The sequence below is a fragment of the Paenibacillus sp. J31R120 genome (assembly GCF_056269225.1).
On sequence record NZ_JBWDNN010000002.1, the window covers coordinates 59,951 to 85,806 of the forward strand.

At 47.3% G+C, this 25,856-nt stretch carries 20 protein-coding genes; 9 read left to right on the top strand and 11 right to left on the bottom strand.

The window, feature by feature from the left end; all coding sequences use genetic code 11:
* Nucleotides 1–126: 126 nt before the first annotated feature.
* Nucleotides 127–4,662: an S-layer homology domain-containing protein gene (locus AC0YNW_RS06905; RefSeq protein WP_475831312.1), complete on the top strand. Its 4,536-nt coding sequence runs from the start codon at nt 127–129 to the stop codon at nt 4,660–4,662.
* 297 nt (nt 4,663–4,959) lie between these two features.
* Here AC0YNW_RS06905 and AC0YNW_RS06910 read toward each other — a convergent pair whose 3' ends face one another.
* On the bottom strand, nt 4,960–5,991 hold the full coding sequence (locus AC0YNW_RS06910; protein WP_475831313.1) for an NAD(P)/FAD-dependent oxidoreductase: 1,032 nt from the start codon (nt 5,989–5,991) through the stop codon (nt 4,960–4,962).
* A gap of 360 nt (nt 5,992–6,351) precedes the next feature.
* Between AC0YNW_RS06910 and AC0YNW_RS06915 the strand changes: the two genes are divergently transcribed.
* On the top strand, nt 6,352–6,540 hold the full coding sequence (locus AC0YNW_RS06915; RefSeq protein ID WP_475831314.1) for a hypothetical protein: 189 nt from the start codon (nt 6,352–6,354) through the stop codon (nt 6,538–6,540).
* 139 nt (nt 6,541–6,679) lie between these two features.
* On the opposite strand, the gene AC0YNW_RS06920 is transcribed toward AC0YNW_RS06915, so the two are convergent.
* Nucleotides 6,680–8,434 (bottom strand): methyl-accepting chemotaxis protein, encoded by a 1,755-nt coding sequence (locus tag AC0YNW_RS06920; RefSeq protein WP_475831315.1) that lies wholly within the window; start codon nt 8,432–8,434, stop codon nt 6,680–6,682.
* A 279-nt stretch (nt 8,435–8,713) separates the two neighbouring features.
* Here AC0YNW_RS06920 and nirB point away from each other — a divergent pair, with 279 nt between their 5' ends.
* Together nirB and nirD are read left to right on the top strand one after the other, a co-directional pair.
* Entirely contained in the window at nt 8,714–11,155 is a 2,442-nt protein-coding gene (gene nirB / locus AC0YNW_RS06925) for a nitrite reductase large subunit NirB (RefSeq protein WP_475831316.1), read from the top strand.
* A gap of 14 nt (nt 11,156–11,169) precedes the next feature.
* Nucleotides 11,170–11,526 carry a nitrite reductase small subunit NirD gene (gene nirD, locus AC0YNW_RS06930; RefSeq protein ID WP_475831317.1) on the top strand — a complete coding sequence of 119 codons (357 nt, stop codon included), beginning with the start codon at nt 11,170–11,172 and terminating at the stop codon, nt 11,524–11,526.
* Between the two features lie 66 nt (nt 11,527–11,592).
* Here the strand turns inward: nirD and AC0YNW_RS06935 are convergent, their stop codons facing one another.
* The 4 genes from AC0YNW_RS06935 to AC0YNW_RS06950 all read right to left on the bottom strand — a co-directional run bounded on the left by AC0YNW_RS06935 (nt 11,593) and on the right by AC0YNW_RS06950 (nt 15,063).
* Nucleotides 11,593–12,225 carry a PepSY domain-containing protein gene (locus AC0YNW_RS06935; protein ID WP_475831318.1) on the bottom strand — a complete coding sequence of 211 codons (633 nt, stop codon included), beginning with the start codon at nt 12,223–12,225 and terminating at the stop codon, nt 11,593–11,595.
* 100 nt (nt 12,226–12,325) lie between these two features.
* Entirely contained in the window at nt 12,326–12,931 is a 606-nt protein-coding gene (locus AC0YNW_RS06940; protein ID WP_475831319.1) for a PepSY domain-containing protein, read from the bottom strand.
* A gap of 63 nt (nt 12,932–12,994) precedes the next feature.
* A complete protein-coding gene (locus AC0YNW_RS06945; protein WP_475831320.1) occupies nt 12,995–14,371 on the bottom strand; it encodes a HAMP domain-containing sensor histidine kinase in 1,377 nt (458 codons plus the stop codon).
* On the bottom strand, nt 14,368–15,063 hold the full coding sequence (locus tag AC0YNW_RS06950; protein WP_387477765.1) for a response regulator transcription factor: 696 nt from the start codon (nt 15,061–15,063) through the stop codon (nt 14,368–14,370). Before AC0YNW_RS06950 ends, AC0YNW_RS06945 begins: the two co-directional genes overlap by 4 nt.
* A gap of 451 nt (nt 15,064–15,514) precedes the next feature.
* On the opposite strand from AC0YNW_RS06950, the gene AC0YNW_RS06955 reads away from it, so the two are divergent.
* Nucleotides 15,515–15,880 (top strand): hypothetical protein, encoded by a 366-nt coding sequence (locus AC0YNW_RS06955; RefSeq protein ID WP_475831321.1) that lies wholly within the window; start codon nt 15,515–15,517, stop codon nt 15,878–15,880.
* A gap of 86 nt (nt 15,881–15,966) precedes the next feature.
* Here the strand turns inward: AC0YNW_RS06955 and rbsK are convergent, their stop codons facing one another.
* The 3 genes from rbsK to AC0YNW_RS06970 all read right to left on the bottom strand — a co-directional run bounded on the left by rbsK (nt 15,967) and on the right by AC0YNW_RS06970 (nt 19,136).
* Nucleotides 15,967–16,896 carry a ribokinase gene (gene rbsK, locus AC0YNW_RS06960; protein WP_475831322.1) on the bottom strand — a complete coding sequence of 310 codons (930 nt, stop codon included), beginning with the start codon at nt 16,894–16,896 and terminating at the stop codon, nt 15,967–15,969.
* A gap of 105 nt (nt 16,897–17,001) precedes the next feature.
* The gene (locus tag AC0YNW_RS06965; protein WP_475831323.1) at nt 17,002–17,931 is read right to left on the bottom strand and encodes a nucleoside hydrolase; all 930 of its coding nucleotides are present in this window, start codon (nt 17,929–17,931) and stop codon (nt 17,002–17,004) included.
* 23 nt (nt 17,932–17,954) lie between these two features.
* Nucleotides 17,955–19,136, bottom strand: coding sequence for a NupC/NupG family nucleoside CNT transporter (locus AC0YNW_RS06970; protein ID WP_387477774.1), 1,182 nt, complete (start codon nt 19,134–19,136; stop codon nt 17,955–17,957).
* 326 nt (nt 19,137–19,462) lie between these two features.
* On the opposite strand from AC0YNW_RS06970, the gene AC0YNW_RS06975 reads away from it, so the two are divergent.
* The gene (locus AC0YNW_RS06975; RefSeq protein WP_475831324.1) at nt 19,463–20,557 is read left to right on the top strand and encodes a carbohydrate kinase; all 1,095 of its coding nucleotides are present in this window, start codon (nt 19,463–19,465) and stop codon (nt 20,555–20,557) included.
* A gap of 87 nt (nt 20,558–20,644) precedes the next feature.
* Here the strand turns inward: AC0YNW_RS06975 and AC0YNW_RS06980 are convergent, their stop codons facing one another.
* Both AC0YNW_RS06980 and AC0YNW_RS06985 read right to left on the bottom strand, forming a co-directional pair.
* Complete coding sequence (locus AC0YNW_RS06980; protein WP_475831325.1) at nt 20,645–21,406, bottom strand: response regulator; 762 nt, start codon at nt 21,404–21,406, stop codon at nt 20,645–20,647.
* Nucleotides 21,378–24,344, bottom strand: coding sequence for a histidine kinase (locus AC0YNW_RS06985; RefSeq protein WP_475831326.1), 2,967 nt, complete (start codon nt 24,342–24,344; stop codon nt 21,378–21,380). The genes AC0YNW_RS06980 and AC0YNW_RS06985 overlap by 29 nt, the downstream gene beginning before the upstream one ends.
* Nucleotides 24,345–24,624: 280 nt before the next feature.
* On the opposite strand from AC0YNW_RS06985, the gene AC0YNW_RS06990 reads away from it, so the two are divergent.
* The 3 genes from AC0YNW_RS06990 (at nt 24,625) to AC0YNW_RS07000 (ending at nt 25,848) form a co-directional block, all read left to right on the top strand.
* A complete protein-coding gene (locus tag AC0YNW_RS06990; RefSeq protein WP_475831327.1) occupies nt 24,625–25,170 on the top strand; it encodes a hypothetical protein in 546 nt (181 codons plus the stop codon).
* 179 nt (nt 25,171–25,349) lie between these two features.
* Nucleotides 25,350–25,550, top strand: coding sequence for a cold-shock protein (locus AC0YNW_RS06995; protein ID WP_116047398.1), 201 nt, complete (start codon nt 25,350–25,352; stop codon nt 25,548–25,550).
* 85 nt (nt 25,551–25,635) lie between these two features.
* On the top strand, nt 25,636–25,848 hold the full coding sequence (locus tag AC0YNW_RS07000; protein WP_387477783.1) for a cold-shock protein: 213 nt from the start codon (nt 25,636–25,638) through the stop codon (nt 25,846–25,848).
* Nucleotides 25,849–25,856: the final 8 nt, after the last annotated feature.

A 25,856-nucleotide genomic window follows, 5' to 3' on the forward strand; every position in this document is an offset into this window, starting at 1 on the left:
ATGTACATCTTTAGTAGGACTACAACTTCTTAGGATTTGACTTATGATGTTCTGAAGAGAATGGGGGAGGCTCTGCCTTTTACAGTTTCGGGCAGCATTGCCTTTTGGTATGGGCGATACCTTACGATGAAATGGGGAGAAACAATGAAAGAAAGAATTCTAATTCTATTAATGACTATTGTTATGGTATTCACGCTGATTACACCCGGGTTGGTACCAAGAGCTGAAGCAGCAGGAGGCACAGTTACAAAGACCTATACAGCAACTGCGGATACAATGCAATTAGATGGTCAACCGGAATATAACGGTATCTATGATAATGACGGCGATGGTTATCTCTATGTCGGCATGAGCAATAATGATGGCTTCGTCAACGTGCGCAATAGAATGGCTGCTTCTTACAATCTAGGTGCTCCAGAAGGGACCATTGTATCAGCAGAGCTGGTCGTGACGGTTGCTACTGTATTAAGAGTCCCAAATCACACTTTGTACATGGAGGCAAGGGGCTCTGCCGCGAATAGATTGGACATGGGTATCTTCCCCTCTGTAGATACGGACAGCCCTTATTCAGATAAATTTACGGCGAAAAGCACTGCGGAAGTGCCGATGGGCACTTATCTTCAGAATCAAACGATTACACTTAACGTTAAGAGCGCTGTCGATGCCTTTACGGATGGTTCTGATCGCATAGTAACTTTTATACTTAACGGAAATGAAGCAGATGCAGACAGCGGGAGATTCTTATTGTATTCCTTAGAAGCTTCAAATGCTGCATACCGCCCAAAACTAGTCGTTACTTATGAGACTGGGCCGGTTAATGTTAATACCCCCCCTACGGGCTCTTTCACAATTGTGGAGGGAACAGCAACGAACGCCAGCACAGTCAATCTATCCGTAACAGGATCAGATCCTGATGCAGGTGATAGTGTTACCCATATGAGATTTGCGAATAGCGTTGCTAATTTATCGGCGGCATCTTGGCTGCCTTTCAGCAATTCTGCAACATTCAGTCTGACTGGAGGAGATGGGTCGAAGACCATCTATATGCAGTTGAGGGATTCCAATAATGCGTTCTCCGCCAATTCTTCTCAGACCATTCTATTAGATCAGACAGCACCAACAGGTACACTGATCATTAATGATGGTGCCTCATGGACGAAATCAGCGACGGTCACTTTGAAAGGAACCTATTCGGATGGAAGCGGCTCAGGAGTTGAGCAGGTGCGTCTCTCCAATATTAACGGCAGTTGGCAGACCAGTTGGTTCAGTATCGCTGACCTGAACGGGAGGTCATGGGTCCTTTCCGCTGGCGAGGGAGCTAAGACCGTATATGTACAATATCGAGATAAAGTCGGAAATTCGAGCAGTTCTGTTATTAGCAGTACGATTACAGTAGATACGACCGCTCCTGTTATTACGAATGTAGTGGATGGCAAAGTATATAACAGCACAGTTACGCCTCTATTTAGTGAAGGCAGCGGATTGCTCAATGGAAACCCTTATTCCAGTGGTACAACGATTACACAGGATGGAGCGTATACGCTGTCCGTTACCGATCTGGCAGGCAATGATGCGACGGTGAGCTTCAGGGTTGATACGACGTTACCTATCGTGTTGGGAGTTGCAAACGGTGGAATATACAACACAAACAAAACGATTACCTTTAACGAAGGAACAGCGACTTTAAACGGGGCTGTTTTTGTCAGTGGTGCACAGGTTGCTCTAGATGGCATGTATACCCTGATTGTAACGGATGAGGCAGGTAACGTAACAACGATAAACTTTGAGGTCGACAAGACAGCGCCTAGAGTTACAGGAGTAACGAACGGTGAGAGTTATAAAGAAGAAGTGACCGTCAGTTTTAATGAAGGAACAGCGACTTTGAATGGGGCTGCTTTTACTACAGGTACAAAGATTGATCAAGATGGCGTGTACACGCTGGTTGTAACGGATGCAGCAGGGAATGTGACGACCATTAGCTTCACGATCGACACAGTAGCACCTACTGTTACGGGAGTAACGGAGGGTGGAATTTATAAGTCGGTAACTCCCGGATTCAACGAAGGAACAGCGACGTTGAATGGTGTTGCTTTTAATACAGGTACAAAGATTGATCAAGATGGCGTGTACACGCTGGTTGTAACGGATGCAGCAGGCAATGTGACAACGGTTAAATTTGAGATCGATAATGTCGGACCAACGGTTACGGGAGTAACAGAGGGTGGGGTCTATAAGTCAGTAACTCCCGTATTCACCGAAGGAACAGCGAAGTTGAATACAGTAGCATTTACTAGCGGTACTGTAATTGGAACTGAAGGTGCATACACACTGGTCGTAACGGATGCAGTAGGGAATGAAACGACGGTAAACTTCACGATCGACACGACTCCGCCTGCCGTTTCAGGGGTAACCGAAGGTGAGGTATATCAGAAAGCAACTCCTGTATTCACGGAAGGAACAGCGAAGTTGAATACTATAGCATTTACTAGCGGCACTGAAATAGTTACTGAAGGTGCATACACGCTAGTCGTAACGGATGCAGCAGGGAATGAAACGACGGTAAACTTCACGATCGATACGACCCCGCCTACCGTTTCAGGGGTAACCGAAGGAGAGGTATATCAGAAAGCAACTCCTGTTTTCACGGAAGGAACAGCGAAGTTGAATACGGTAGCATTTACTAGCGGCACTGAAATAGTTACTGAAGGTGCATACACGCTAGTCGTAACGGATGCAGCAGGGAATGAAGCGACGATAAGATTCACGATCGATACGACCCCGCCTACCGTTACTGGAGTATCTGAGGGCGGAGTGTACAAGAGTGCAACTCCTGTATTCACGGAAGGAACAGCGAAGTTGAATACTATAGCATTTACTAGCGGCACTGAAATAGTTACTGAAGGTGCATACACGCTAGTCGTAACGGATGCAGTAGGGAATGAAACGACGGTAAACTTCACGATCGATACGACCCCACCTAACGTGTCAGGGGTAACCGAAGGTGAGGTATATCAGAAAGCAACTCCTGTTTTCACCGAAGGAACAGCGAAGTTGAATACGGTAGCATTTACTAGCGGCACTGAAATAGTTACTGAAGGTGCATACACGCTGGTCGTAACGGATGCAGTAGGGAATGAAACGACGGTAAACTTCACGATCGACACGACTCCGCCTACCGTTACTGGAGTATCTGAGGGCGGAGTGTACAAGAGTGCAACTCCTGTATTCACCGAAGGAACAGCGAAGTTGAATACGGTAGCATTTACTAGCGGCACTGAAATAGTTACTGAAGGTGCATACACGCTAGTCGTAACGGATGCAGCAGGGAATGAAGCGACGGTAAACTTCAAAATCAAAAAAAACAATAGCGGTAGTCCAGGTAGCAGCGGAGGTTCCGGAACCACAGAAAGCACATCAACCTCAGAAGTTTTACTTATTTTAGGTAATAAGTCAGAAAATGCGACCAAAGCTGTCGTCACTACAACGGATGGAAAAAAGGTAACAACGGTCATCCTGGAAGAAGAGCAGCTAAAAGGTTTGTTGAAGGAAGCAGGCAATAATCCGGTTATTATAATAGCGGTTCGCAATAAATCAGATATTGTCAATTGGGAACTGAATGCAGCACTCCTACAAAGCTTTGACAATAGCAACGCGATCATTCAAGTAGTTACGGAAAATGCAATGTATAGTCTTCCATTAGATCAGGTCTCTGTTGATAAATGGCGCAATCAATTAGGAGCTAATATCCCTTTGAAGGATATGAAGATCAAGCTAGAGTTGAGTATTCTTTCTAATTCGGCATTTGTGTTCAAGGATTCTGGCAACGGACAAGTCACACTTGTCGCTCCACCCGTAAGCTTCTCTGTAAAAGGTGTTTATGGTAGCCAAGAAATTGAGCTGAACCAATTCGATACTTATATCGAGAGGCGTATTGCGATACCAGAAGGGTTAAACCTGAATCGTATCATGACGGGAGTAAAGATAACCTCTGATGGAACGCTCATTCATATTCCGACTAGGATCATACAAGAAGACGGTCGCTATTATGCTGTCCTCAACAGCATGAGCAACAGCATCTATGGACTAATCAAAAATGAGAAATCCTTTAATGATGTATCCACTCATTGGGCCAAATCAAGCATCAATGACCTGGCATCAAGACTAGTCATTAATGGAGCAGACGAGCAGCGGTTTTTACCGGATAGCGAAATTATGCGCGCAGAGTTTATGGCTATTTTGATCAGAGCATTAGGCTTAAGCTCAGCTAACAAGACGTTACATTTCCAGGATATAACGGAGAAAGCATGGTATTATCAAGCAGTTCAGATCGGATACTCTTATGGGCTGATCGATGGATATAGCGATGGTTCCTTCAAACCTAATGAGAAGATTACAAGACAGGAAGCAATGGTGATTCTATCCAGGGCAATGATGCTTGTGAAGCTGAATAAGGAGATAGACAATACAAAGCAGCAAGAACTAGTCAACAATTTCGCAGATAGCGAACAATTGGCCTCTTGGGCTCGTCAAGCTGCAGCGTTAACCATTGAAATCGGCGTTATCAGTGGATACAAAGGCGAACTGCATCCTCTGCAAAATATTACGAGAGCAGAAACCGCAGCAATCATTCAGCGATTTCTTCAAAAAGCGGAATTCATTTAATAAATAGGGATTATAAAGTCAGACTGAAGGCAGCCCCCTTCCGCATTTATTTATAAGAACAGTTGTATTGGATATATAATTTCCCCGTGTATTGATTATCTGATAGTTGAGTGAATGGACTTCAGTATTTTGTAGGAGGCGAGACCCTTCGCCTCCGCGAAGAAAGCCCAGACCGCATGAGGTCTGGGCTTTCTTGTGGCGGAAAAATTATAGACGAATAGTTGACATGAGATTTTAGTATGAATCATTTTGGAGAGAGTAATAGCAATAAGGCGGTCGTACTATACGATTCAACTGCTAGTTATTGACGAACTGCTTGTTCAATTCATCAAAACGGACGTTTTCGGTAGAGATTCGGGCCATTTTTGCCGCTTGCGGATCCATGTATTGTTTGGCGCTGTTGACGGCAAGCACAACATCGTTGAATGCTCCGGTAATCAACTTCACTTTCCCTCCGTAGCTTACAAAATCGCCAGCGGCGAATATACCGGGCATTTGCGATTCCATTTTATCGGTGACGGTAAGAATGTCCTTTCCGATACCTAGCCCCCAATCTCTGAGCTTGCCATATTCATAAGTAGCGCCGTGGCTGACGATAAGCACATCTATGTCCAACTGCTCGCGCTGTCCTGTTTCTACGTGGCAGATCGTGACCTTATCGATTGTCTGGCCGTCTTCACTATGAAGCCTCTCTATTTGATAGTGAGTGCGAACGGCAGCAGAAGCTTTCATTCGTGAAATGCTGCGTTCAAGTCCCTTGAACTTATCCGTCCGGTTGACAACTGTCACGCTGGCGGCAATCGGCTCCAATTCATTGGCCCAATCTACAGCCGAATCGCCTCCGCCGGAGATCAAGACTCTTTTCTCCCGGAATTCCTCGAGGTTTTTTACGGTGTAATACAAGTTTGAGCGTTCATAACGCTCCGCCCCTTCGATTTCCAGCTTCCTCACTTTTCGCAGGCCGCCGTATCCAATCGCCATAATAACCGTCTTGGTCCAGTGCCGGTCGCCGGCAGTGGAGGTCAGCATAAAGGTGCCGTCATCGAGGCGCTCTAGTCCTTCAATTTCCTGACTCAATGCAATCGCCGGGTCAAATGTGCGGGCCTGACGAACCAGTTGATCAGTCAACTCCCGGCCCGTAAGAGCGGGTATTCCTCCAACATCCCACACCATCTTATCCAGAAAAAATAACATCGTGCCCCCCAGCTCGCTCTGGGCGTCGATTATTTTTGTCTTCATTTCGCGCATTCCGCTGTAAAAAGCGCCATATAACCCCGCAGGGCCGCCGCCAATAAAAGTTACATCATAAAGTTCCAGGTTCTCCGTCATTAGGTACTCACCTCATTATAATAATCGATCTTGAATTTGCGGCTTCTAAGATTGCATCAGCGTAGTAGTGTATGTATTGACTTCGACAATAATAATCATTATCAATAAATTATGAGGATGATCATAACTGCCCTACACTTATTAAACAAATGTATATATTTAGTATGATAAGTTATTTCCCAATTGTCAATACACGAATTCTTTCGATTAAATAATCGCTATCGGCTATATGTCAATCTTCATCTGCGCTTTAAATCCCAAAGGAAAGTAAACTGGACAGAGTTCCGCTAATTGTCTATATTTAATTGAGAATAATTCTCATTTTCTTTTAGTTCAGGTTCGGTCTCTGGAGGTTTTGTTATGAATCCTATCTTTTATCAATTGCATCAAGCGCAAGTAGCAGCCGACGGAGGGATGTTAGGTCCGATTCGATTGGCTGTCGACTCTCTCGCAATTCCTAGTTTCAACGGGTCACATGAAATCAATGAGGAAGCCGGGCTCCATGCCGACTTCCTCTACTATTCCGGTTTCTCGGTGGTAGCATGGTAGAAGTTAGCTTCGCTATCGCAGGAAGCGATCATGCGTGGATTTTGGAGAATTGCGGTTTACAAACCCACGCTTCGCCCCCGTCAAATGTAAAATCCACAACCGCGTAAGGTTGTGGATTTTTGCCTTTATTACAAGATGACTATAGCTTGAATTTCGATACCGCTTCTTCTAAGCCGGTTGTCCTGGTCTCAAGCTGCTTGCTCGTATCGGCTATACGTTTCGTGGCTTTTAGCTGATTGGCTGACATCGATTGGACGGCTACCGCATTTTCCGCAGCAGTTATGGAGATTTGCGAGATTTGCTCAACCGATGCGGCGATTTCCTCGGAGCCGGCGGATATCTCTTGGGCAGCGGCTGAAATATCCTGAATTTGTTCGTTCACGATCAAAAACCGATCAGCCGTATGGTTGAACAGCAATTCCACTTGGTTGAACAGCTCTGTGCTTTTAGCCATTTCATCGCTTTCTTTCAGCATCCACGATCCGATCTGCGAGGATTCCTGCTGGATTTGCTGCAACAGCGAGGTAATATGCGCTGCGGAAACCGAGGAGGCTTCCGCTAGCTTGCGTACTTCACCGGCAACGACAGCAAAGCCTGAGCCATGCTCGCCTGCTCGCGCGGCTTCAATAGAAGCATTAAGCGCAAGCAGCTTGGTGAGGTCAGCAATGCTGGAAATCGAATGAAGAACAGGCTCAATTTCCACCATGTAAGTATTCAGCGCTTGTACGGAGGTTGTTGTCTGGTTGACAACCTGAGACATTAAAGCGACTTGCTCCTTCAATCCGTTGATGGAGCTGCGTCCGTCTTCGACCGTATCCAATGCTTCACCGGAAGCGTTGGATACATCGGCGGAGGCTTCGGACACTCGCTGGATGGAAACAATAATTTCCTCCATGGATTTTGCACTTTCTTCAGCTGCTATACGTTGATGCTGCGCTCCGTTCGCCAGTTCTGTAATGGAATGCTCGAGCTGCTGGTTCAAGGAGACCAGTTGGTTTACCTCCAAGCTGAATCGCTCGGTAGAATGGACGAGATCATCTGTCGTTACAGCAATATTGCCAAGGACATCACCGAGGGTGGCTCCCAGCCGCTCCAGCATTTTGTTCATTGCGGAATGCGCCTGTCCGATTTCATCGCTGGACTTCACACTTGTGGTGAGCAGAATCGCCTTCGCTTCCGCGAGATCGCCTTGAGCAATGGCTTCTGCACCGCCTACGATAAGACGCAGCGGTCGCAGAGCTCTGAACATGAACCACGCAATCAGAACAAAAATCAGCAAGGTTAAACATCCCATCAAAATAAATAACGGGTTGCTGTTTTTCATGATCTCCCGATGAATCGTGGCTGCAACGGACACATTAGTATCGATGCCTAACACTCCGATCATCGTTCCGTCCGTATCGTGAAGAGGCGCATATGAAGATATATAATCTCCGTACACGAGGTTGCGGATCACATCGCTCTTCGAAGATTCCCCGTTCAGCAACGCGCTAATAGATGCTTCGGGCACGTCGGTGATTTCCCCGATTGGTGAGGCGGCATCCGATTCCTTAGGTTGTCCGTCGATAAGCAGGATAGGCTGTCTTTTGTCGTCAATCGTAAACGTGTATACATACTGTGCGCCAATCTGGGAGCGGAATTGATCCATCTCTTCGCGGATGCCCCAATACAAATCGTTTTCTTGCGGATCATTTAAAAATTGTTTGTAGGCATCCAAGTCGAATCGTTGCGCGTATGCTTCGGCTATGTGAATACTGAAGCTGCCGATCGTTTCGTTGCTAGCCTTCTTGATGTTTTGGATTTGCATGTAGATGAGAGTGGCTGACAAAATGATGAGCAGCGCCAGAATACTGATGGATAATTTTACAGCCAGACGATTCTTAAGTTTTAACATGAAGCCGTTCCTCTCCCTTGGTCCTAGTGCCATGAATGTCAATGAATAAAATATCCCAACCCCATAAGTTGTTCGACAATGTTTTCTCTTATCCTGCCATATCCCTCGTTATTTTAGGGATGAGCTTCATCTAGCGGGGGCTTGTAGGGAATAGAGCTTGAGATGGCTATATTGAAGCTCGAGGAGTTATGTATTTATTCTAGTGTGACAATCTTCACATCCATGTCTTCGTCCGTCCGTTAATATAACGTTAGAGTCCCATAGTGGAGGCGAATGAACGTGACGAATCGCGAAAAAAAGAAAAAACTAGTTCTCATCGGGAACGGAATGGCCGGCATTGGCACGTTAGAACAAATACTAAAGCTAACAAGAGCGTTTGATATTACGGTATACGGTTCAGAACCCTACCCCAACTATAACCGCATTCAACTGTCCTATGTGCTAGAAGGCAGTAAAACGGTAAACGACATCATTATGAACGATCTCAGCTGGTATGAAGAGTACGGAATCACGCTGCACACGGGCAAGAAAATCGTTCGAATCGATTCTGTTGCCAAACGTGTGTACACGGATGCAGGAGAGTCGGCCGAATATGAGGTGTTGATATTAGCTACCGGTTCCGTACCGTTCGTACTGCCCGTTCCGGGTGCGGATAAGGAAGGAGTCATCGGTTTCAGAGATATTGCCGACTGCAACACCATGATCGATGCGTCGAAGCTATTCAAGAGAGCAACCGTAATCGGCGGCGGTTTACTCGGCCTGGAAGCGGCAAAGGGGTTGGTGCAGCTCGGAATGGATACGACGGTCGTTCATTTGTTCGATACTTTGATGGAGCGTCAGTTGGATCCCGCATCGTCTGCCATGCTCAAGACAGAACTGGAACGGCAAGGGATCAAGTTCGCGATGGGCAAGAAAACGGTAGAACTAACAGGTGATTCCCGGGTTACCGGTCTTAAGTTCGAGGACGGCACCAAGCTGGCGGCTGATTTGGTGGTGATGGCGGCCGGCATCGTACCGAACACTGAACTGGCGAAGGCTAGCGGTATCGAGGTTGCGCGCGGCATCAAAGTAGACGATTACATGCAAACCAGCATCCCGGATGTTTATGCGGTCGGGGAATGCTGCGAACATCGCGGCGTCTGCTACGGTCTTGTGGCCCCGTTGTATGAGCAGGGAACGATACTTGCGAAAAAGTTGGCTGAGGCTGAAACGGCTCCATATATAGGTTCTTCGGTCTCGACAAAGCTGAAGATTTCAGGTGTGGACGTTTTTTCGGCAGGTGTATATGCAGAGACGGAGACACATCGCGTTTTACGCATTCACGACGACTGGAAAGGCATCTATAAAAAGGTGCTTCTCGAAGGCAATAAGATCGTTGGTGCCGTTCTTTACGGCGATGTGAACGACTCCGCCATTCTAACCCGCTGCATCCGGGAAGGCAAGGAGATGACGGATGACCTATACAAGCAACTGTTCGGCGGCGGAGAATGCTGCGGAGGGACAGCGAAAGCTTCAGCCGTTGAAACGATGGCGGACGAAGAAATCGTATGTGGCTGCAACGGTGTGACGAAAGGGGTTATCGTTCGAGGGATCCGGGAAGAAGGCTGGGATTCGGTGGAACAGATCAAAGTATGTACCGGAGCGACCCGATCTTGCGGAGGCTGCAGGCCGCTAGTAGAACAATTGTTGCAATACGCTCTTGGAGATGGATACGACAAGTCGGCGGCCAAGAAGCCCGGCATCTGCGTATGCACACCGCTTACACGCGACGAAATTGTTGCATCTATTCGAGAGAAGCATTTGACGCATGTCCGTGAAGTCATGAACGTCTTGGGATGGAATGAACCGGAAGGCTGTTCGAAGTGCCGTCCCGCGCTGAACTATTACCTTGGCATGATTTGGCCAGAGGAACATGAAGACGAGAAGGATTCGCGTTTTGTGAATGAGCGTCTGCACGGCAATATCCAGAAGGACGGCACGTTCAGCGTCATTCCGCGAATGTACGGTGGCGTGACTTCGCCTGACGAATTGCGAAAGATCGCCAACGTGGCGGACAAATACGATGTGAAAATGGTGAAGGTGACGGGTGGACAGCGTTTGGACCTGCTTGGCGTAAAGAAAGAGGATTTGCCTGCCATCTGGGCCGATCTTGGCATGCCCTCGGGATACGGCTACGCCAAATCGCTTCGTACCGTCAAAACCTGTGTGGGATCTCAATTTTGCCGCTTCGGCACCCAAGATTCGATCGGCCTCGGAATCGAACTCGAACATCGTTATGAACGCTTATGGATGCCAGCAAAATTCAAAATGGCCGTAAACGGGTGTCCGCGGAACTGTGCCGAATCGGGGACGAAAGACATTGGGATCGTAGGCAACGACGGGGGCTGGGAGATCTTCGTAGGCGGTAACGGCGGTATCAAATTAAGAGCTGCGGATCCTTTTTGCAAGGTGAAATCGGATGAAGAACTAGTCGATATTTGCGACGCGTTCATTCAATACTATCGCGAAAACGCTAATTATGCGGAACGCACTTCAGATTTTGTGGAACGTATCGGCCTGGACAACGTGCGGAAAGCAGTTGTAGAAGATCGGATCGGACGGGTAAGCCTGAGTGGCCGGTTGAGCCAAGCGCTTGAAGACTTGCGCGATCCTTGGCAGGAAGTGCTCGAAAATGAAGAGATCCGCCAAAAGCTTTATCATCCGATTCATCCACAGTTATAAGAGGAGGAGATACCATGCTTCAAACCGACAAGGCGACATTCGCTTCCATAGGTCCGATCGAAGACTTCCCAGTCGGATTGGGTCGGGAAGTGCAAATGGGCAATGGTCAGATTGCCGTATTTCGAACGACGGACGGGAATCTTTACGCGCTTGAGAATCGAACGCCGCATGCCAAAGGCGGGACTCTGGCTGAAGCGATCGTGAGCGGACATTATATTTATTGTCCGCTCCGGGACCTCAAAATCTCTCTCGAAACTGGACTTGTCCAAGCGCCAGACACGGGCCAAGTTCTGAAATTCGACATCCGAGCGGTGGATGGCATCGTCGAAATCGCGCTAAATGGTACTCCTGAATGCACGGTTACTGAATGAAGGGGAATATCCCGAACAGCCCAGTCCTCATATGGACTGGGCTGTTCTATGCCTGAATTCACTCATTTACTTCCGATCACGACTGTCATCCTCGTAGTAGTCATCATCGTCATCATGATCGTCGTCATCATAGCGGTCATAATCAATTGAAAGGACTTTGCCAGTCGCCGCATGAAGCTCTACTTCGGCTGTGCCTTCGCTTGTTCTAAGCTTCACTTCATACTTCTGAATGCCGTCATCCCGTTCTTTCTCCACTTTAATCACTTCGCCCTTAACCGCTTGTTGGGCCAGCTCGATTGCCCGTTCTTTTGTGATCACTTTTGCGCCAGCAGCAGCATTCTCTGTACTTCCGCTATTTGTGCTCGCATCCGGCTTCGCAGTCACGGACGGTTTCTTGCGATCGTCATCCCGATCGTCATCCCGATCATCATGGACGGCCAGCACTTTTCCTGAATTGGCATCAATGTATACATCCGTATCCTCGCGGCTGTCTTTCTTTTGCACTTCAACCTCATAATAGGCCTTGCCATTCCTATGCTCCAAATCAAGCTCAGTAACGGTACCAGGCACTTCTTTCAGCGCTGCCTTTGCAGCTTTATCCTTTCCAATGTACGGTACGGCTCCCGATGCGAAGGCAGCGCTGGTGCCTCCAATGACTGCAAAAGCGACGATGGCCACAATTAATCCTTTTTTCTTCATTCTTATCATCCTTTCGTAATGGCTTGCTCATCTCACACTTATTACTTTACACATGCTTTCTAAGAGTGAAATTACAGCCACATTAGAATTTGATGATAAACTAATCCGAATCGTCCTCATCATCGTCGTCATCCCATGTTACCGATTGGACCTTGCCGGAACCAGCGTGCAATTGCACGGTTGCTTCACGGCCGTCTTTTGTCTCAAGCTCTACAAAGTAATACCATTTGCCGCCTTCTTGCTCCAGCTCTACTTCTTTCAGCGTGCCGCTAACTTTCTCCAGCGCAATGTTGATGGCGTCGGCTTCTTCTAACAATACGGACGGATTTGGCGATTTCTCCGGCGGCGGTGACTGGCTTGGCTTGGCCGTCTCCGATGGTGTTGGCGTCTCCGCAGGCTTGCCGGGAGTCTCCGTGAACAGCTTAATCTGGCGGATAGCCTCAATAGCGGCAGTGGCTCTGTCTATCGTCAGCTCATATAGGCCTTTGTCTGACCGCAATTGCACAACATAGGCATGCCCCTCTACGGTTGTATGAACGATATTGCCATCATACTGCTCGAGTATTGTTTTCTCGGCTTCCTCTTGGGACAACAGCTTATCGCCGCTTGATCGCGAATTCGCAAAAAGCAGGATACCCCCTAATATAATCAAAGCGAGTGCAAGGAGCGCAATCACCGTTCTTACGGTCCGTTTTCCCATCATCATCCCTCACTTCCGCATCTGCCTTACCTACAATAACCGCTGTTCATTACAATTTCATGAGAATCGTTACTCTTGCTGGGGCAGGGGCAAAAGAAGGGTAGCCGTCGTCCCTTTGCCTTCTTCACTGGTCAGCACAATGTCCGCTCCGATCGCCCGGCTGATTTCTTGGGCCAGGGACAAGCCCAGGCCCGTTCCGCCCTCGGAATTCTGATCTCTGCTGCGCGACGGGTCCACCCGATAAAATCGTTCGAATACATGCGGCAATTCTGCGGCTGGAATGCCGATCCCGCGGTCTTTTATCCGAATGAGGCTATGGCGGCTGTCTCGTTCAAGCTCAATATCGATTCGGTCCTTACTATATTTCCTGGCATTATCGAGCAAAATAAACAGGAGCTGCTTCAACTGATCTGCATTCGTATAAGCATATACCGGTTCAGCAGAGGCTTGAACGTCAATGTCTCTTTTGTATGCGCGCCGAAATCCGGCTGCTGCTTGTTCAACCTCCGGCAGCAATTCGATCACGCTTCGTTCATGCTCCTGATGACGGTTCGGGGTGGCAAGCAACAGCAGCTGCTCGGTCATTCCTTTCATTCGCACCGCTTCCGACCGGATCGCTTCGACGGATTCCTCGAATAACTCCGGCCTCTCCAGCCCCCTTCGCTGCAGCAGACGGGCATAGCTTTCGATAATGGTCAGCGGCGTCTTCAGTTCATGCGAAGCATTCGATACGAATTGCTCTTGCTTGTGAAAGCTGTTCTCCAGCAAACCGATCATTTCATTAAATGTCTCGCCCATTTGCGCAAGCTCATCCTTGGACTTCTCATGCTGCTCTAGACGAACGAACTTACCGCTGCGGGCAATCTCCTTCATCGTTCGGGTCATGGCGCCAATCGGACGCATAATTAACCGGCTTAGCAAGCCGCTGGATAGAAGAACAATAATAATAACAGCAATGGATACAACAATGAGCACCAGCCGTAGCATAGCTAGTAACTGAGTCAACTCAGCCATGCTTTTCGTTATTTGTACATTCGCAACCGCGCCGTCTGCAGCAATAATGGGGATGGAGGCGTAACCGTAGTCCCTCTGGCCGATCTGGACCTTCTCTACGATTCGCTGAGGAGAATAGGCTGATTGTTGCTCGCTTAGCGCCGTTTCGGATGAAGAAGTCACGAGCAATCCGACTCCGCCGCTAGGCATTTCTTGCGCAAGTCTGATCATGCCCGACACTGGTACATAAGCCCGAAGAAGCTCCTCTGTCGCGAGCGGGTTATTAGAAACGCGGATGGCTTCGGCCGCTTGTTCCGATTCGGCTGCTAAGGCATGCAGCTCCTGCTTAATCGTTAGCGAATAAAAAACAAAATAAACCGTTATGTTGGCCGCCAGAAGCAGCGAGGCGAACAGGACAGAGGAGTATAAATGAATTTTGCTGCTCAGCTTCATGGCGTTTCCTTCAGGACATAGCCGATTCCTCTAACGGTATGAATAAGCTCTTTCCCGTAGCCCTCGTCTACTTTTTTGCGGACATACCGGATATAGACATCCACGACGTTCGTATTCCCGGCGTAATCATATCCCCACACTTCAGCTAAAATCTGATCGCGGTTCAGCACAAGCCGCTTATTGCGAAGCAAATACGCAAGCAGATCAAATTCCCGTTGCGTAAGGTCCAGTTCTTTTCCGCCTCGCATGACTTCCCTCGATTGTAAATTAACCTTTAAATCGTCAGCCGTCAGCCACTCTTCGGGAGGCGACTGCTGTTCCGTACGCGCAGCCAGACGCAAAGCGGTGCGAATGCGCGCGAACAGCTCTTCGATTTCGAAGGGCTTCGTGATGTAATCGTTTGCTCCAAGATCGAGACCGGATACCTTGTCCTCGACTGCGCTTTTGGCCGTCAGCAGCAAGACAGGCGTATCGGCATCAGCGGAGCGAATGCGCCGCAACAGCTCGATCCCGCTAATGCCGGGAAGCATAACGTCCAGCAAGATCAGATCAATGCCCCCTTCGAGGAATGCCGTCCAGCCCGCTGTGCCGTCCAATGCTACTCGTACCTGGTAGCCTTCGCTTTCCAGCTCGATTTGCAGCAGCCTTGCAATTTTTCGCTCATCCTCTACCACTAACAGGGTTTCTGCCATGATTGCTCCTCCTATACGGAACATCGTTATCCGTCATCATCATTTATTATTGAAACACATTCGTTTGGTTAAACGTAATTCGACAACCTCATGTGGTTGTGAATTCTTATATGTTGTGGGTTGCCGACTGTCCTTAGTTCTTTTATCATAAACAACACCATGATACTAATACAACAACGGGTATGAAACGATTATCTCAACCGCTCTGACAAACCATTATTCTCAACTGTAACTACAGCAGAAGCCGGGGTATCCGAAAACGAGGTAACATTCGGCGGTGAGATTGCTGCAATCGGCTCACATCAGATAGGGAATATCCCTAAAGGTGGTATTGCTATTATTAGAAAAACATCCCATTTGAAAAAACTTTGTTATAATAAATGAAGTAAGTCCAAGGCCCATACGCTTTTTGTGCAATATAAATTACGTGTCTATAGGCTGGTGAATCGGAGTGAGTGAAAAGTTCTGGCTAGTCGTGCAGTACCCTCTGAAAAGTGCCAAAGGCAGCGAGCGTGACCATTGGTTAAAGGATAAAGTCATGGAATATTTGGAGGCCTCTCTGGCGGATGCTGAGTTAGGCTCTGTTGATGGCTTCGATATGGGGAAGTGCATGTCCGACCCGAAAAAGTATATGCTTAATCTATTTTGTATCGTGACGGAAGAAGAGCGGAGCATAGCCTTAATCAAAAGAGTGTTGAGAGAAAGCAGGCTTGATTATACGCGGATAAAAATAGCTACGATGCCATATGGAATAGAAGATGGAACTTATACGTTGAAATATGCCTCTAAAAAGGGCGTTACTGATTTTTCGCTATGAGAAGCCCAGCAGCTAATATAGCTGCTGGGCTTTTTATTAATAATGAAGAAGCTGCTTCCTCATACTATCTGTACCATCATTTATCGTCATGCATATACGGCTGTCCAGTCGAACGTCTCCACTTTTTCAAGCGAGGGCATACCGGCTTGGGCGCCGAATTTGGTGACCGCTAGAGCGGAAGCCTTGGTTGCAAAGCGAACGGCGCTGTCCAGGTTACCTCCTGCGGCTAATGCGTAAGCCAATCCGCCATTGAAGCAATCCCCTGCTCCGGTCGTATCGATGACGGGAACCCGGTATGCCGGGATGGCCGTTATCTGCATATCCGGGTTCATATAGCCCGAACCTTGCGAACCTAATGTAGTGATGATATGACGTGGACCCATTTCCAACAAACGTTTCGTTGCTTCTTTCCACTGCTCCCCCGATGTATCCATTCCTGTTAACAAGCCGAGCTCCGAACGATTCGGGGTAATGTAGTCCGTGTTCTTCAATAGCTCTTCCGGCAAGTCCCTGGCTGGGCCTGGATTTAAAATAACCGTTCGGCCATGTTGCTTGGCGACTTCTGCCGCGGCAATTACTGTCTTCAGAGGGATCTCTAGTTGCAGAAGCACCACATCAGCTTTTGCAAGGAGGGCTTCATGCTGGTACACGTCTGCAGGGAGACAGTAGGCATTAGCACCTGGGACCACCACAATCTGATTATCTCCTTGTGCGAGAAGTATAGTGGCAATGCCAGTCGAAATGCCTTCTGCCGTTTTGATCCCGACAACGTCGACTCCGCTTTTCTCCAGAGAATTCTGAAGCTCTGCTCCAAAGCTGTCACTGCCCACCGCACCGATCATTGTGGTGCGAGCGCCAAGCCTGGCAGCGGCCACGGCTTGATTGGCGCCTTTCCCGCCAGGAATGAAATGGACGCCATTTCCCATAAGCGTCTCTCCCATAAGTGGGGCACGCTCCGCCTCAACTGCGATATCCATATTTAAACTGCCAACAACAACTATGTTAGGTCTTTTCATGGTTTCAACTCCTACAGATTCAGCGTGCTTACATGGAGCCACTGTGGGCATGATCCGTGTAAGCACGCTCTTGAATTGCTCTATCTATTTTCTTGATGATTAGATTTAATAGGTTTTAAGTGCGTCAATCATTAGTTTCCAGAAACCGTCTACATCAAGCTCCAGGCCAAACTTCGCATTCACTTCTCTGCCCGTAACCCCATGCAGATCAACTAATGTTGTTCCTGCTGTGTATTCACCTTTTGTTTCCACGACAATATTCACATCTTTCATTTTGAACAATTCTGGTGCAACAAGATAGGCTACAGTCAATACATCGTGTACCGGCGCTCCGTCAAAATCGAACATTTCCTTGTATGTGGAGGTGAAAAATACTAATAGCTCGCCGACAATTTTAGCAACACGGTTATCGATTCCATTGACTTCTTCGATCACTTCTTTGGTTGCTAGAGCTTGATGCGTAATATCCAGACCCATCACTACAGTTGGAATACCGCTTTCAAAAACTTTTCTTGCGGCCTCTGGATCAGCCCAAATGTTAAATTCAGCTGTTGGCGTCCAGTTGCCGAAAGTACCGCCGCCCATAAGGACAATCTCTTCAATATTGCTTTTAATTTCCGGAGCTTTCGTTAAAGCTAAGGCAATATTGGTTAATGGTCCTGTCGGAAGCAGGGTTACAGGCTCTGTGGACTCTTTCACAAGTCTGATAATGGTGTCGACGCCATGTTCCTCGCTCCAGCTGCGGGAAGGTTCAGGTAGCTCAGGACCGTCCAAGCCGGAATCGCCATGAATGCCGGGCGCCGTTTCGCGTAACCGAACCATAGGCTCGCTTGCCCCTTTCGAGACAATGACCTTATTTAATGAAATCAAATCACAAACCTTCAGCGCATTTTGAGTCGTTTTATCGATTTCTGCATTTCCGGAAACCGTTGTAATCGCTAATATCTCCAACTGCGGCTGAGCAGCAGCTAAAATAATCGCAATGGCGTCATCATGTCCGGGGTCACAATCCAAAATAATTTTTCTTGATGTCATTATCTTTCACCTCTAAGTTTTATTTACATGACTAGACCTATCATGGTGCCTGAAATAACAGAAGCCAACGTTGAGCCCAGCAGCAATTTAAGAGCAAACTTCGCAACATGATCTCCTTGCTTGTCGCTAATCGCTTTGATGGAGCCGGAAATAATGCCGAGCGTTCCGAAGTTAGCGAAGCTAACCAGATAGACAGATACAATAGCAACCGTCCTGGATGAGAATTCACCTGTCATATTGCCAAAACTCAACATCGCTACAAATTCATTCGTAATCAGCTTGGTCGCCATAATGCCGCCAGCTTGTACCGCTTCTGACCATGGAACACCCATCAGGAAAGCTATTGGCGCGAAGATATAACCAATAACCGTATCGAATGAGATGTGCAATGTGCTTTGGAAAATCACATTCACCATTTCCATTAGGGAGATAAATCCTAGCAGCATGGCGCCAACAATAATGGCGATTTTAAAACCATCCGTGACGCTCTCTCCGACCATTCGGAAGAAAGGAAGCCGTTCTTTTTCCTCAACTTCAACCAAGTCCTCATTCTCATCCAGATCATAGGGGTTAATAATATTGGCCACGATAAGAGCACTGAAAATATTCAAGACAACAGCCGTTACAACAAATTTAGGCTCCAGCATATTGGCGTATGCGCCAACCATCGCCATGCTTATTGCACTCATCGCGGATGTACAAATGGTGTAGAGTCTTTCTTTGGACAGAAGCGGGATTTGCTTGAGAATGGTCAAGAAGACTTCCGGCTGTCCAAGCGCAGATGTAGATATGGCAAAATAGCTTTCAAGTCTGCCCATACCGGTAATTTTGCTAAGGAACAGGCCTAAATATTTGATGATGAAAGGCAAAACCTTGATGTAATTCAGAATTCCGATTAGTACAGACATGAAAACAAGCGGCATTAACACGCCAAGGAAAAACGGAGTTTGACCCTCATTTGCCATGCCTCCAAATACAAATTGGATGCCCGCATTGGCAATGCTCATCAGCTTTTCAAAAAGCAAGCCCACTTTTGTAATCGCAGTGATTCCTATGCTCGTGTTCATCATGAAGTACACCAAAAGGATTTGTACGGCTAACATGATCAGAACACGTTTGTATTTTATTTTTTTGCGATTGTTGCTTACTAAGAAACCAATAATAAAAACAAGAAGAAGGCCAGTTAGCAAGAAAATAAAATTCATGTATATCTCCTCCATGTTAATGCCAATGTCTCATGCAAGATTGACTTGTCCTCACCATAACTAACAGCCAATTTACACCCCCTAAATTCGAACAAACAAAAGTTTATGTTGAAAACATATGTTTAGTATACGCTTTCATGTTGAGATGTCAATATGCAAAATTTGATCAGGTTCCTGAATATGCCTGACAAGCCATACATCATGCTAAATTTCGCATGCCACAGCTGCATGAATTTATTCTGGAGGTAGATTTAGTTGTATAATAAAGATAGGGAACATACACGAGGTTGGTACTTAAGGATGACAAGTAGAAATGGGGTTGCTTCGTGGATAAAGAACAGCAAATTTTGGACTATATAAGAATGAATCCTTTTATATCACAGCAAGAGTTATCCGCTAAGGTTGGTTTATCCCGTCCGACGGTTGCCAATTATATTGCCAGCTTGACCAGACGCGGTGAAATTAAAGGACGGGCCTATATTTTACGGGAGGAATCGTCAATTGTTTGTATCGGAGGGGCTAACATTGACAAGATTGCGCGCTCGAATCAGACGGTCAGTTTTTCTTCCTCCAATCCGGTCAAAATCAATGAATCTTGCGGCGGAGCGGCACGCAACGTTGTAGAAAATTTAAGCCGGCTCCGCTGTAATACGTCCATTATGACCTGTGTTGGAGACGACAAAGAGGGCAACTGGATCCTGAATGAAATCAAAAGCCAAGGTGTTGATGTCAGCCAAGTTTGGGTGATGCCGACTGAGCGAACAGGAATTTTCATCACTCTTCTGGACCCAACGGGAGAGAGCGTAGTCTCGATGGATGATATGCACATATACGAAAAAATGACCGTATCCATGTTCGAGGAGAAATGGTCCCATATTATTTCGGCACAAGCTGTTTTTTTGGATACGAATATTCCCAAGGACTGTATAAGCTATATCATCAAACGCTGTGCCGAGGAACATATTCCTTTGTATATAGACCCTGCATCTGTAGCCAAGACACATAAGCTTCCTTATCGGCTGGACGGAGTAGAGCTGCTGCTCCCGAACCGGGTTGAAGCAGAGGTGCTTGCCGACATGAAGATCGATTCCATTGAAGATTGTGAGATCGCATGTGAAAAGATTAGAGCGCGCGGCGTTAAAAATGTGATTATCACACTGGGCGATCAGGGGGCCTATTATTCCTCTTCGGAGGAATCGGGGCACTTGCCTTCTTTTCTAACGGATATTGTGGACATCACAGGGGTTGGCGACGCTTTTGCTTCTTGTGCCATGTATGGCATTATGAACAATGAATCGCTGCATAGCGCATGCCAGCTGGGACTTGCCGGCGCGGCTCTAACCCTTCAAACGGAAGATTCCATTAGCACTTTATTAAGGCCCGAAAAAATGTATGAAGTTGTACAGGAGTATTCACGATAAAGGTTGCTCGCTATCACTATAAAACCCGGCCGTATATGGCCGGGTTTTTTCGATTGGATTTATGTATGTGCACACCCTCAATTTCCCTCATTCCAACCGATATGCCCACAAGTACCCTTTTGACTCCAGCAGGAGCGCATCCGGCTGTTCTTTGGGCTCGATTACAATGCTGTTGTTGGTGCTCATGATGTAACCATCGTTGATTCGTTCGATGACGATAGGGACACCGAGCTCCATAAAGAGCTGACGCATGCGATAGATGGTGTTATACAGATTGGGAAGCGCCCGTTTCTCCTCGACATGGGGCCAGAGATCATCGATGATTCGCCACTTTAAGCATAACTTATTCTCATGAAGTAGAAAGTAATAAAATAGCTCTTCGGTTATGCGAGTAGGCCATTTAATGGGATGCTCGTCTTTCTTTACATGGGCTTCTCCGTACAGCTGGACAAGCAGCTCCTTCTTTGGTGCCGGCTTCTGCCGCTGGCCATAATATTTCTGAAGGCGTTCGTCCAGCTGCTTAACCGTATTCGGGGTCATCGGCTTCAAGATATAATCCAGCGCTTGTACACGGAAGGCTTGTACGGCATATTGCTGGTGAGCGGTGGTGAAGATAACAGGTACGTCAATGCCGCTTTCCACCAAGGTTTGAGCGAGCTGAAGTCCCGTCATTCTCGGCATCTCAATGTCGAGCAGGAGCGCGTCTACCTCCAGCTTCGGGATTTCCGGCAGCGCATCGAATGGCGATTCGAAGCGGCCCGCAACCTGAAAGGGGCCGTAGCTCTCCAGCAATCTGGCATGCAGCCCCAGAATCGGCTTTTCATCCTCTACGATGATGACTTTCCACATCTTCTCGTGCCTCCTTGAGGGGGATCTTCAGTTGAACCGTTGTTCCTTTGCCCGGATAAGAGCTGATCTCCAGACTGCCTTGGGTGAGATCATGCACGCGCCGGCGCACATTCGTAAATCCGATGCCGGTATTGGCAGCCCTGCCCTCCATCAATTGAGCGCATCGCTCTGCCGACATGCCTACGCCATCATCAGAGACGCGTATGCTTAAGCGGGAGGCTTCGTGCAAGTAGATGGAGACTTGAACATGACCCGGACCCTCTTTGTCAAATAAGCCATGGCGGATGGCATTTTCCACCAAGGGCTGCAGCAGCAAGCTCGGAATGAGGACGTGCTCGGCATCAATAAGCGGATCGATGTTATAAGCGAACGTTAATCGCTCGCCGAATCTGGCTTTCTCCACCTCTACATAGGCTTCAATGATCTCCAGCTCCTTTTGCAAGGAAGAATATTGTCCATCCCGGCTCGTATCAAAAATGTAGCGCAGGAAGGAACTGAGCATGGTCAGCAGATAAGCGGCTCGCTCTCCATCCGTGTAGCAGAAGGAGATAATATTGCTCAGCGCATTGTATAGGAAGTGTGGCTTGATCTGGGTTTGCAGAAAGGCCATCTCGTATTCGATCGCTTTCAGCATTGATTGCTTCGTTTGCTCAGCAGCATTGAGCCTTGCCATCAAGGTTTCCTTCGAGAAAGGCTTAATCAGATAATCGTTGGCGCCGGAAGCGAAGATGCGCTCAATATGCTTTGGATACTCGGAAGAGATCATCATGATGACCGGCAGCTCCATCAATGACGCCTTCGTCCGGATTTGCTGCAGCAATTCGAGGCTGTTCAGGTTGCCTGGTATGATGTCATCGATAATCATCATCGAAATTTCCGGGTGGTGATGGTAATAATCAAGAGCCTCTTGAGCGGTATAGGCAATTCTGATCTTGTAGGTATCGCTTAGCATGTCTTTCATGACTTCTGCGTGCATGACATCGTCATCCACAATAAGAAGCGTGCCTGGCTCCCGTTCTTCGGCAAGTGTGACAGATTGCGAATGCTCCTCGTATTCAGGCGCGGTTATCGGCTCCCTGAACTCGCTGAAAGCGAGCTTCAGCGTGAAGCGGATGCCGCTTTCCTTGTGCTCATAGGTGATACTTCCGTTCATCTGCTGAACCAGCTCTTCCGTCATCATGAGACCGGAGGATTGCTGGCGGTGATTCCTTGTTGCCGCTTGCTTGCGGATTGTCGCCACATGAAGGATGACATCCTCTCCTACCTGCACGGCTTCAATGGTCAGGTTGTCTTCCGCTGTATCATGCGAAACCTCAGTCATCACACGCAGCAGCACCTGGGTCAAACGCTGCTCGTCCGCCCATACATAAAGCTGTTTCGGAATATTTTCGTGAATATGTATCTTTTTCTTCGCAAAGGTAAGCTGCAGCAGCTGCAGGACATGAAGCATGACCATCCGGAGATTGGTAGATTTCAGCTGAATGGCATAATCATCAAATCGAATGCGTGTAAAGTCATGCAAATCTCTAAGCAAATAAACCATGTTGCCAATGAGCTGCTCAGCCAAGTATAGCTGCTCGCCTTGCTTCTGCCGATCGGGTTGCCTGCTAATCGCCTGGATCAAATGGATGGTATCATGCAGCGGCTTCTGCAAATCTTGCGTGGCGACCTTCAAGAAATCATCCTTCGTATCATTGGCCTTTTGTAATCGAACGGTAAGCTGCTCCGATTGCTCCGCCCGGTTCATGAGACGAATGCCGAGAAACACATTCATGATCATGACGCCCCCAATTAACCCGATTCGGCTAATCTCATTACGCCCGGAGAAGAATAGCGTGTCCGATGAGCTGCTGATCGCGAAGACGGCCAGAAACAGCAGCATCAAGAGAAGAATGATCGCTTCGTTTTTGCGTATGGATGTCTGATTTTTTATCGTCAATGAGAACAAACGAACGATAATGATCAGGAACAGTAGATCAATGTAATAGAAGATCGGGTACTGCACGCCTGACAAAACTCTGGCCGGAAGTACGGCATTTAATATGGTATAGATCAGGACCGGAAGGAAGAGCAGCATCATCGTCTTCCGATTCATGATGGACGGAATGGTTTTGACAATAAACACAAGAAGCAAGAGAGCCATGACATAGGTACTGGTATCCTGCAGGCGCAAATAAAGCTCGATTGGAAGAGAAGGGAACTCGCGCATGAATACTCGTTCTCCGCGAAGCACAATAACTAAGGCCAGCAGCAGAAAGTGGAGCCCGCTGTACAAGAAGGCTTCATCCTTGGTCCGAAGCAAGTAGATCGTCAGATGGAAGATGCTGAATAAGAGCAAACAAAGGGCTGCCGCCCATTCCAGGGTCTGATCCTGATGAACGTCCTCCTTGATGTGCTCGGCGTCGCCAATATCGATAGGCAAGATGATGCCGCCTCTGGCATTGTAGAAGTTGGAGGTATGAATCGTAATCAGAAGCTCCCGGTCTTCTGGTGTAAGGTACACTTCGTAGGCCGGGTTGTCCATGATCGTATCCGCTCTGGAAGTGCCTGGTTTTCCTGCTTCGGAGACGACCGTACCATCAATAAAGAGCGTATGGGCAGACCATATATTTCGAACACGGAGACCAATCTCTGACCAGCTATCGGGCAGCTGTACTAGAAGCTGATAAGACCCCCATTGCACATCTGGCGTCCAGGGACCCGGAACTTTTACGTGATTGGCTTCCTGTATGAATTCGGTCGGGGTAACGAAGGATTCGGCTATAAAATTCCATTCGCCGTTTAACGATGCGAACGGAGAATCAGCCAGCTCGCGCAGGTCCAGCACGCCGTCTACAGCATGTATCTTCACCGCGCTCGTATCCTTGTCGCTAAAAATCATATAGAGAATAGCGATTAAGGCGCATGCCGCACCCAGGCAGCCGATCCACTTCTTCATCTAGTCACACCCCTATAGCTACTATCATACGTTAAAGAACTCTCGAAAAACTACCATTTCGGTTTGAGAGATTCTTGAGTGAGGTTTCGATACGATCCGCGCTATGAGCATGCGATGCAGCAATATGGACAAGAGACAACCGTCATTCACGCGAATACGATCGCAGTCCTCCGTTAAGAATGGGAAATTCACGCCCCAATCACCCATTATCTGGTATGCTAAGAATAGCTCTAAGAAAAATGGGCATATGCTTTATGAAGTCGGGATTACAGGAGGGCTTATGGTACAAGAGGGCTTTAGCAAGTTTTTCTGGGGATTTTTATTTATCATGTTTGACTTCAGAATTCAGGGAATTGATATTATGCCGGATATTATTGGATATATCCTGTTCACGATGGGTTTTCTAGCGTTCGCGGCACATAGTGATCATTTTGCCAAGGGGAAGACGTACAATATGATTATGGTCGTTCTTTCCGTATTTTCGATTTATGAGCGACCTAATCAGGGCGAGAGTTTCTATTTTAATCCGTTAGGCATCATCGTGGGGCTTGTTTCAATTGTTCTGCTTCTATTGATCGTTTATCATTTGCTTATGGGGATCAAAGACATGGCAACAAGGCAGAATCAACCTGGCATTACGGAAGAAGCGAATAAGAAATGGACTTATTTTTTAATTTATCAAATCGCCAGCCTGTTCTTATTTGTCCTGATCATCATTCCTCCACTATTTATTGTGGCGGTTATTGCGATGTTTGTGGTAACTATTTTATTAATGGCAACCTTAATGATGTTCATGCGGAGTTGCGGGGAACATCTGCGCACATAACGTGAAGAAGTAAGTTGTAAGTCAGTGGTGGATGTGTTATGATTAGTATATTGGAATTTCGACCTGAGAGCACATATTGTAGAGGGTTATGATTTTAATGTGTAACCTTGTACGATGTGTGATTTTTTTTTCAAAATTTTAATGACATTTCAAAATGGAAAATATGGAGGTAATAAGTCATGGAACAAGGTACAGTAAAATGGTTTAACGCAGAAAAAGGATTTGGCTTCATCGAGGTTGAAGGCGGCAATGACGTATTCGTTCACTTCAGCGCTATCACTGGTGACGGCTTCAAATCGCTGGACGAAGGCCAACGCGTTGAATTTAACGTGGTACAAGGCAATCGTGGCCCACAAGCCGAAAACGTTGTAAAACTGTAGAATTACAAAATAATTACAGTGCCCCAGACCTAGTGATGGGGCTTTTTTTTTCGTCAATGATACCAGGATAAAAGGGGGATGCGGCTTGTATTATTCACGGAAAAGACCAATGGATGATCTTCCAGTGGAATTAACAGCTATTTGGTCATGCACCAATAAAGAGTGCAACGGATGGACGAGGGATAACTTTGTTTTTAAGGCACAACCGGTGTGTGTTCAATGCAATTCTCTTATGGAGAAAGGCGAGAAAATGCTTGCGATCTTGGAGAACACGAGTTTTAATCAGTCTAAGCAGTGACAGCATCC

Bases quoted from the DNA above. Each gene is read 5' to 3' on its own strand.
- AC0YNW_RS06985 (WP_475831326.1), bottom strand. From the start codon at position 24,344: ATGAAGAAGTGGATCGGCTGCCTGGGTGCGGCATGCGCCTTAATCGCT.
- AC0YNW_RS06965 (WP_475831323.1), bottom strand. From the start codon at position 17,931: ATGACATCAAGAAAAATTATTTTGGATTGTGACCCCGGACATGATGAC.
- AC0YNW_RS06945 (WP_475831320.1), bottom strand. From the start codon at position 14,371: ATGAAGCTGAGCAGCAAAATTCATTTATACTCCTCTGTCCTGTTCGCC.
- AC0YNW_RS06910 (WP_475831313.1), bottom strand. From the start codon at position 5,991: ATGACGGAGAACCTGGAACTTTATGATGTAACTTTTATTGGCGGCGGC.
- rbsK (WP_475831322.1), bottom strand. From the start codon at position 16,896: ATGAAAAGACCTAACATAGTTGTTGTTGGCAGTTTAAATATGGATATC.
- AC0YNW_RS06940 (WP_475831319.1), bottom strand. From the start codon at position 12,931: ATGATGATGGGAAAACGGACCGTAAGAACGGTGATTGCGCTCCTTGCA.
- AC0YNW_RS06915 (WP_475831314.1), top strand. From the start codon at position 6,352: ATGAATCCTATCTTTTATCAATTGCATCAAGCGCAAGTAGCAGCCGAC.
- AC0YNW_RS06950 (WP_387477765.1), bottom strand. From the start codon at position 15,063: ATGGCAGAAACCCTGTTAGTGGTAGAGGATGAGCGAAAAATTGCAAGG.
- AC0YNW_RS06995 (WP_116047398.1), top strand. From the start codon at position 25,350: ATGGAACAAGGTACAGTAAAATGGTTTAACGCAGAAAAAGGATTTGGC.
- nirD (WP_475831317.1), top strand. From the start codon at position 11,170: ATGCTTCAAACCGACAAGGCGACATTCGCTTCCATAGGTCCGATCGAA.
- AC0YNW_RS06990 (WP_475831327.1), top strand. From the start codon at position 24,625: ATGGTACAAGAGGGCTTTAGCAAGTTTTTCTGGGGATTTTTATTTATC.
- AC0YNW_RS06920 (WP_475831315.1), bottom strand. From the start codon at position 8,434: ATGTTAAAACTTAAGAATCGTCTGGCTGTAAAATTATCCATCAGTATT.
- AC0YNW_RS06935 (WP_475831318.1), bottom strand. From the start codon at position 12,225: ATGAAGAAAAAAGGATTAATTGTGGCCATCGTCGCTTTTGCAGTCATT.
- AC0YNW_RS06980 (WP_475831325.1), bottom strand. From the start codon at position 21,406: ATGTGGAAAGTCATCATCGTAGAGGATGAAAAGCCGATTCTGGGGCTG.
- AC0YNW_RS06905 (WP_475831312.1), top strand. From the start codon at position 127: ATGAAATGGGGAGAAACAATGAAAGAAAGAATTCTAATTCTATTAATG.
- AC0YNW_RS06970 (WP_387477774.1), bottom strand. From the start codon at position 19,136: ATGAATTTTATTTTCTTGCTAACTGGCCTTCTTCTTGTTTTTATTATT.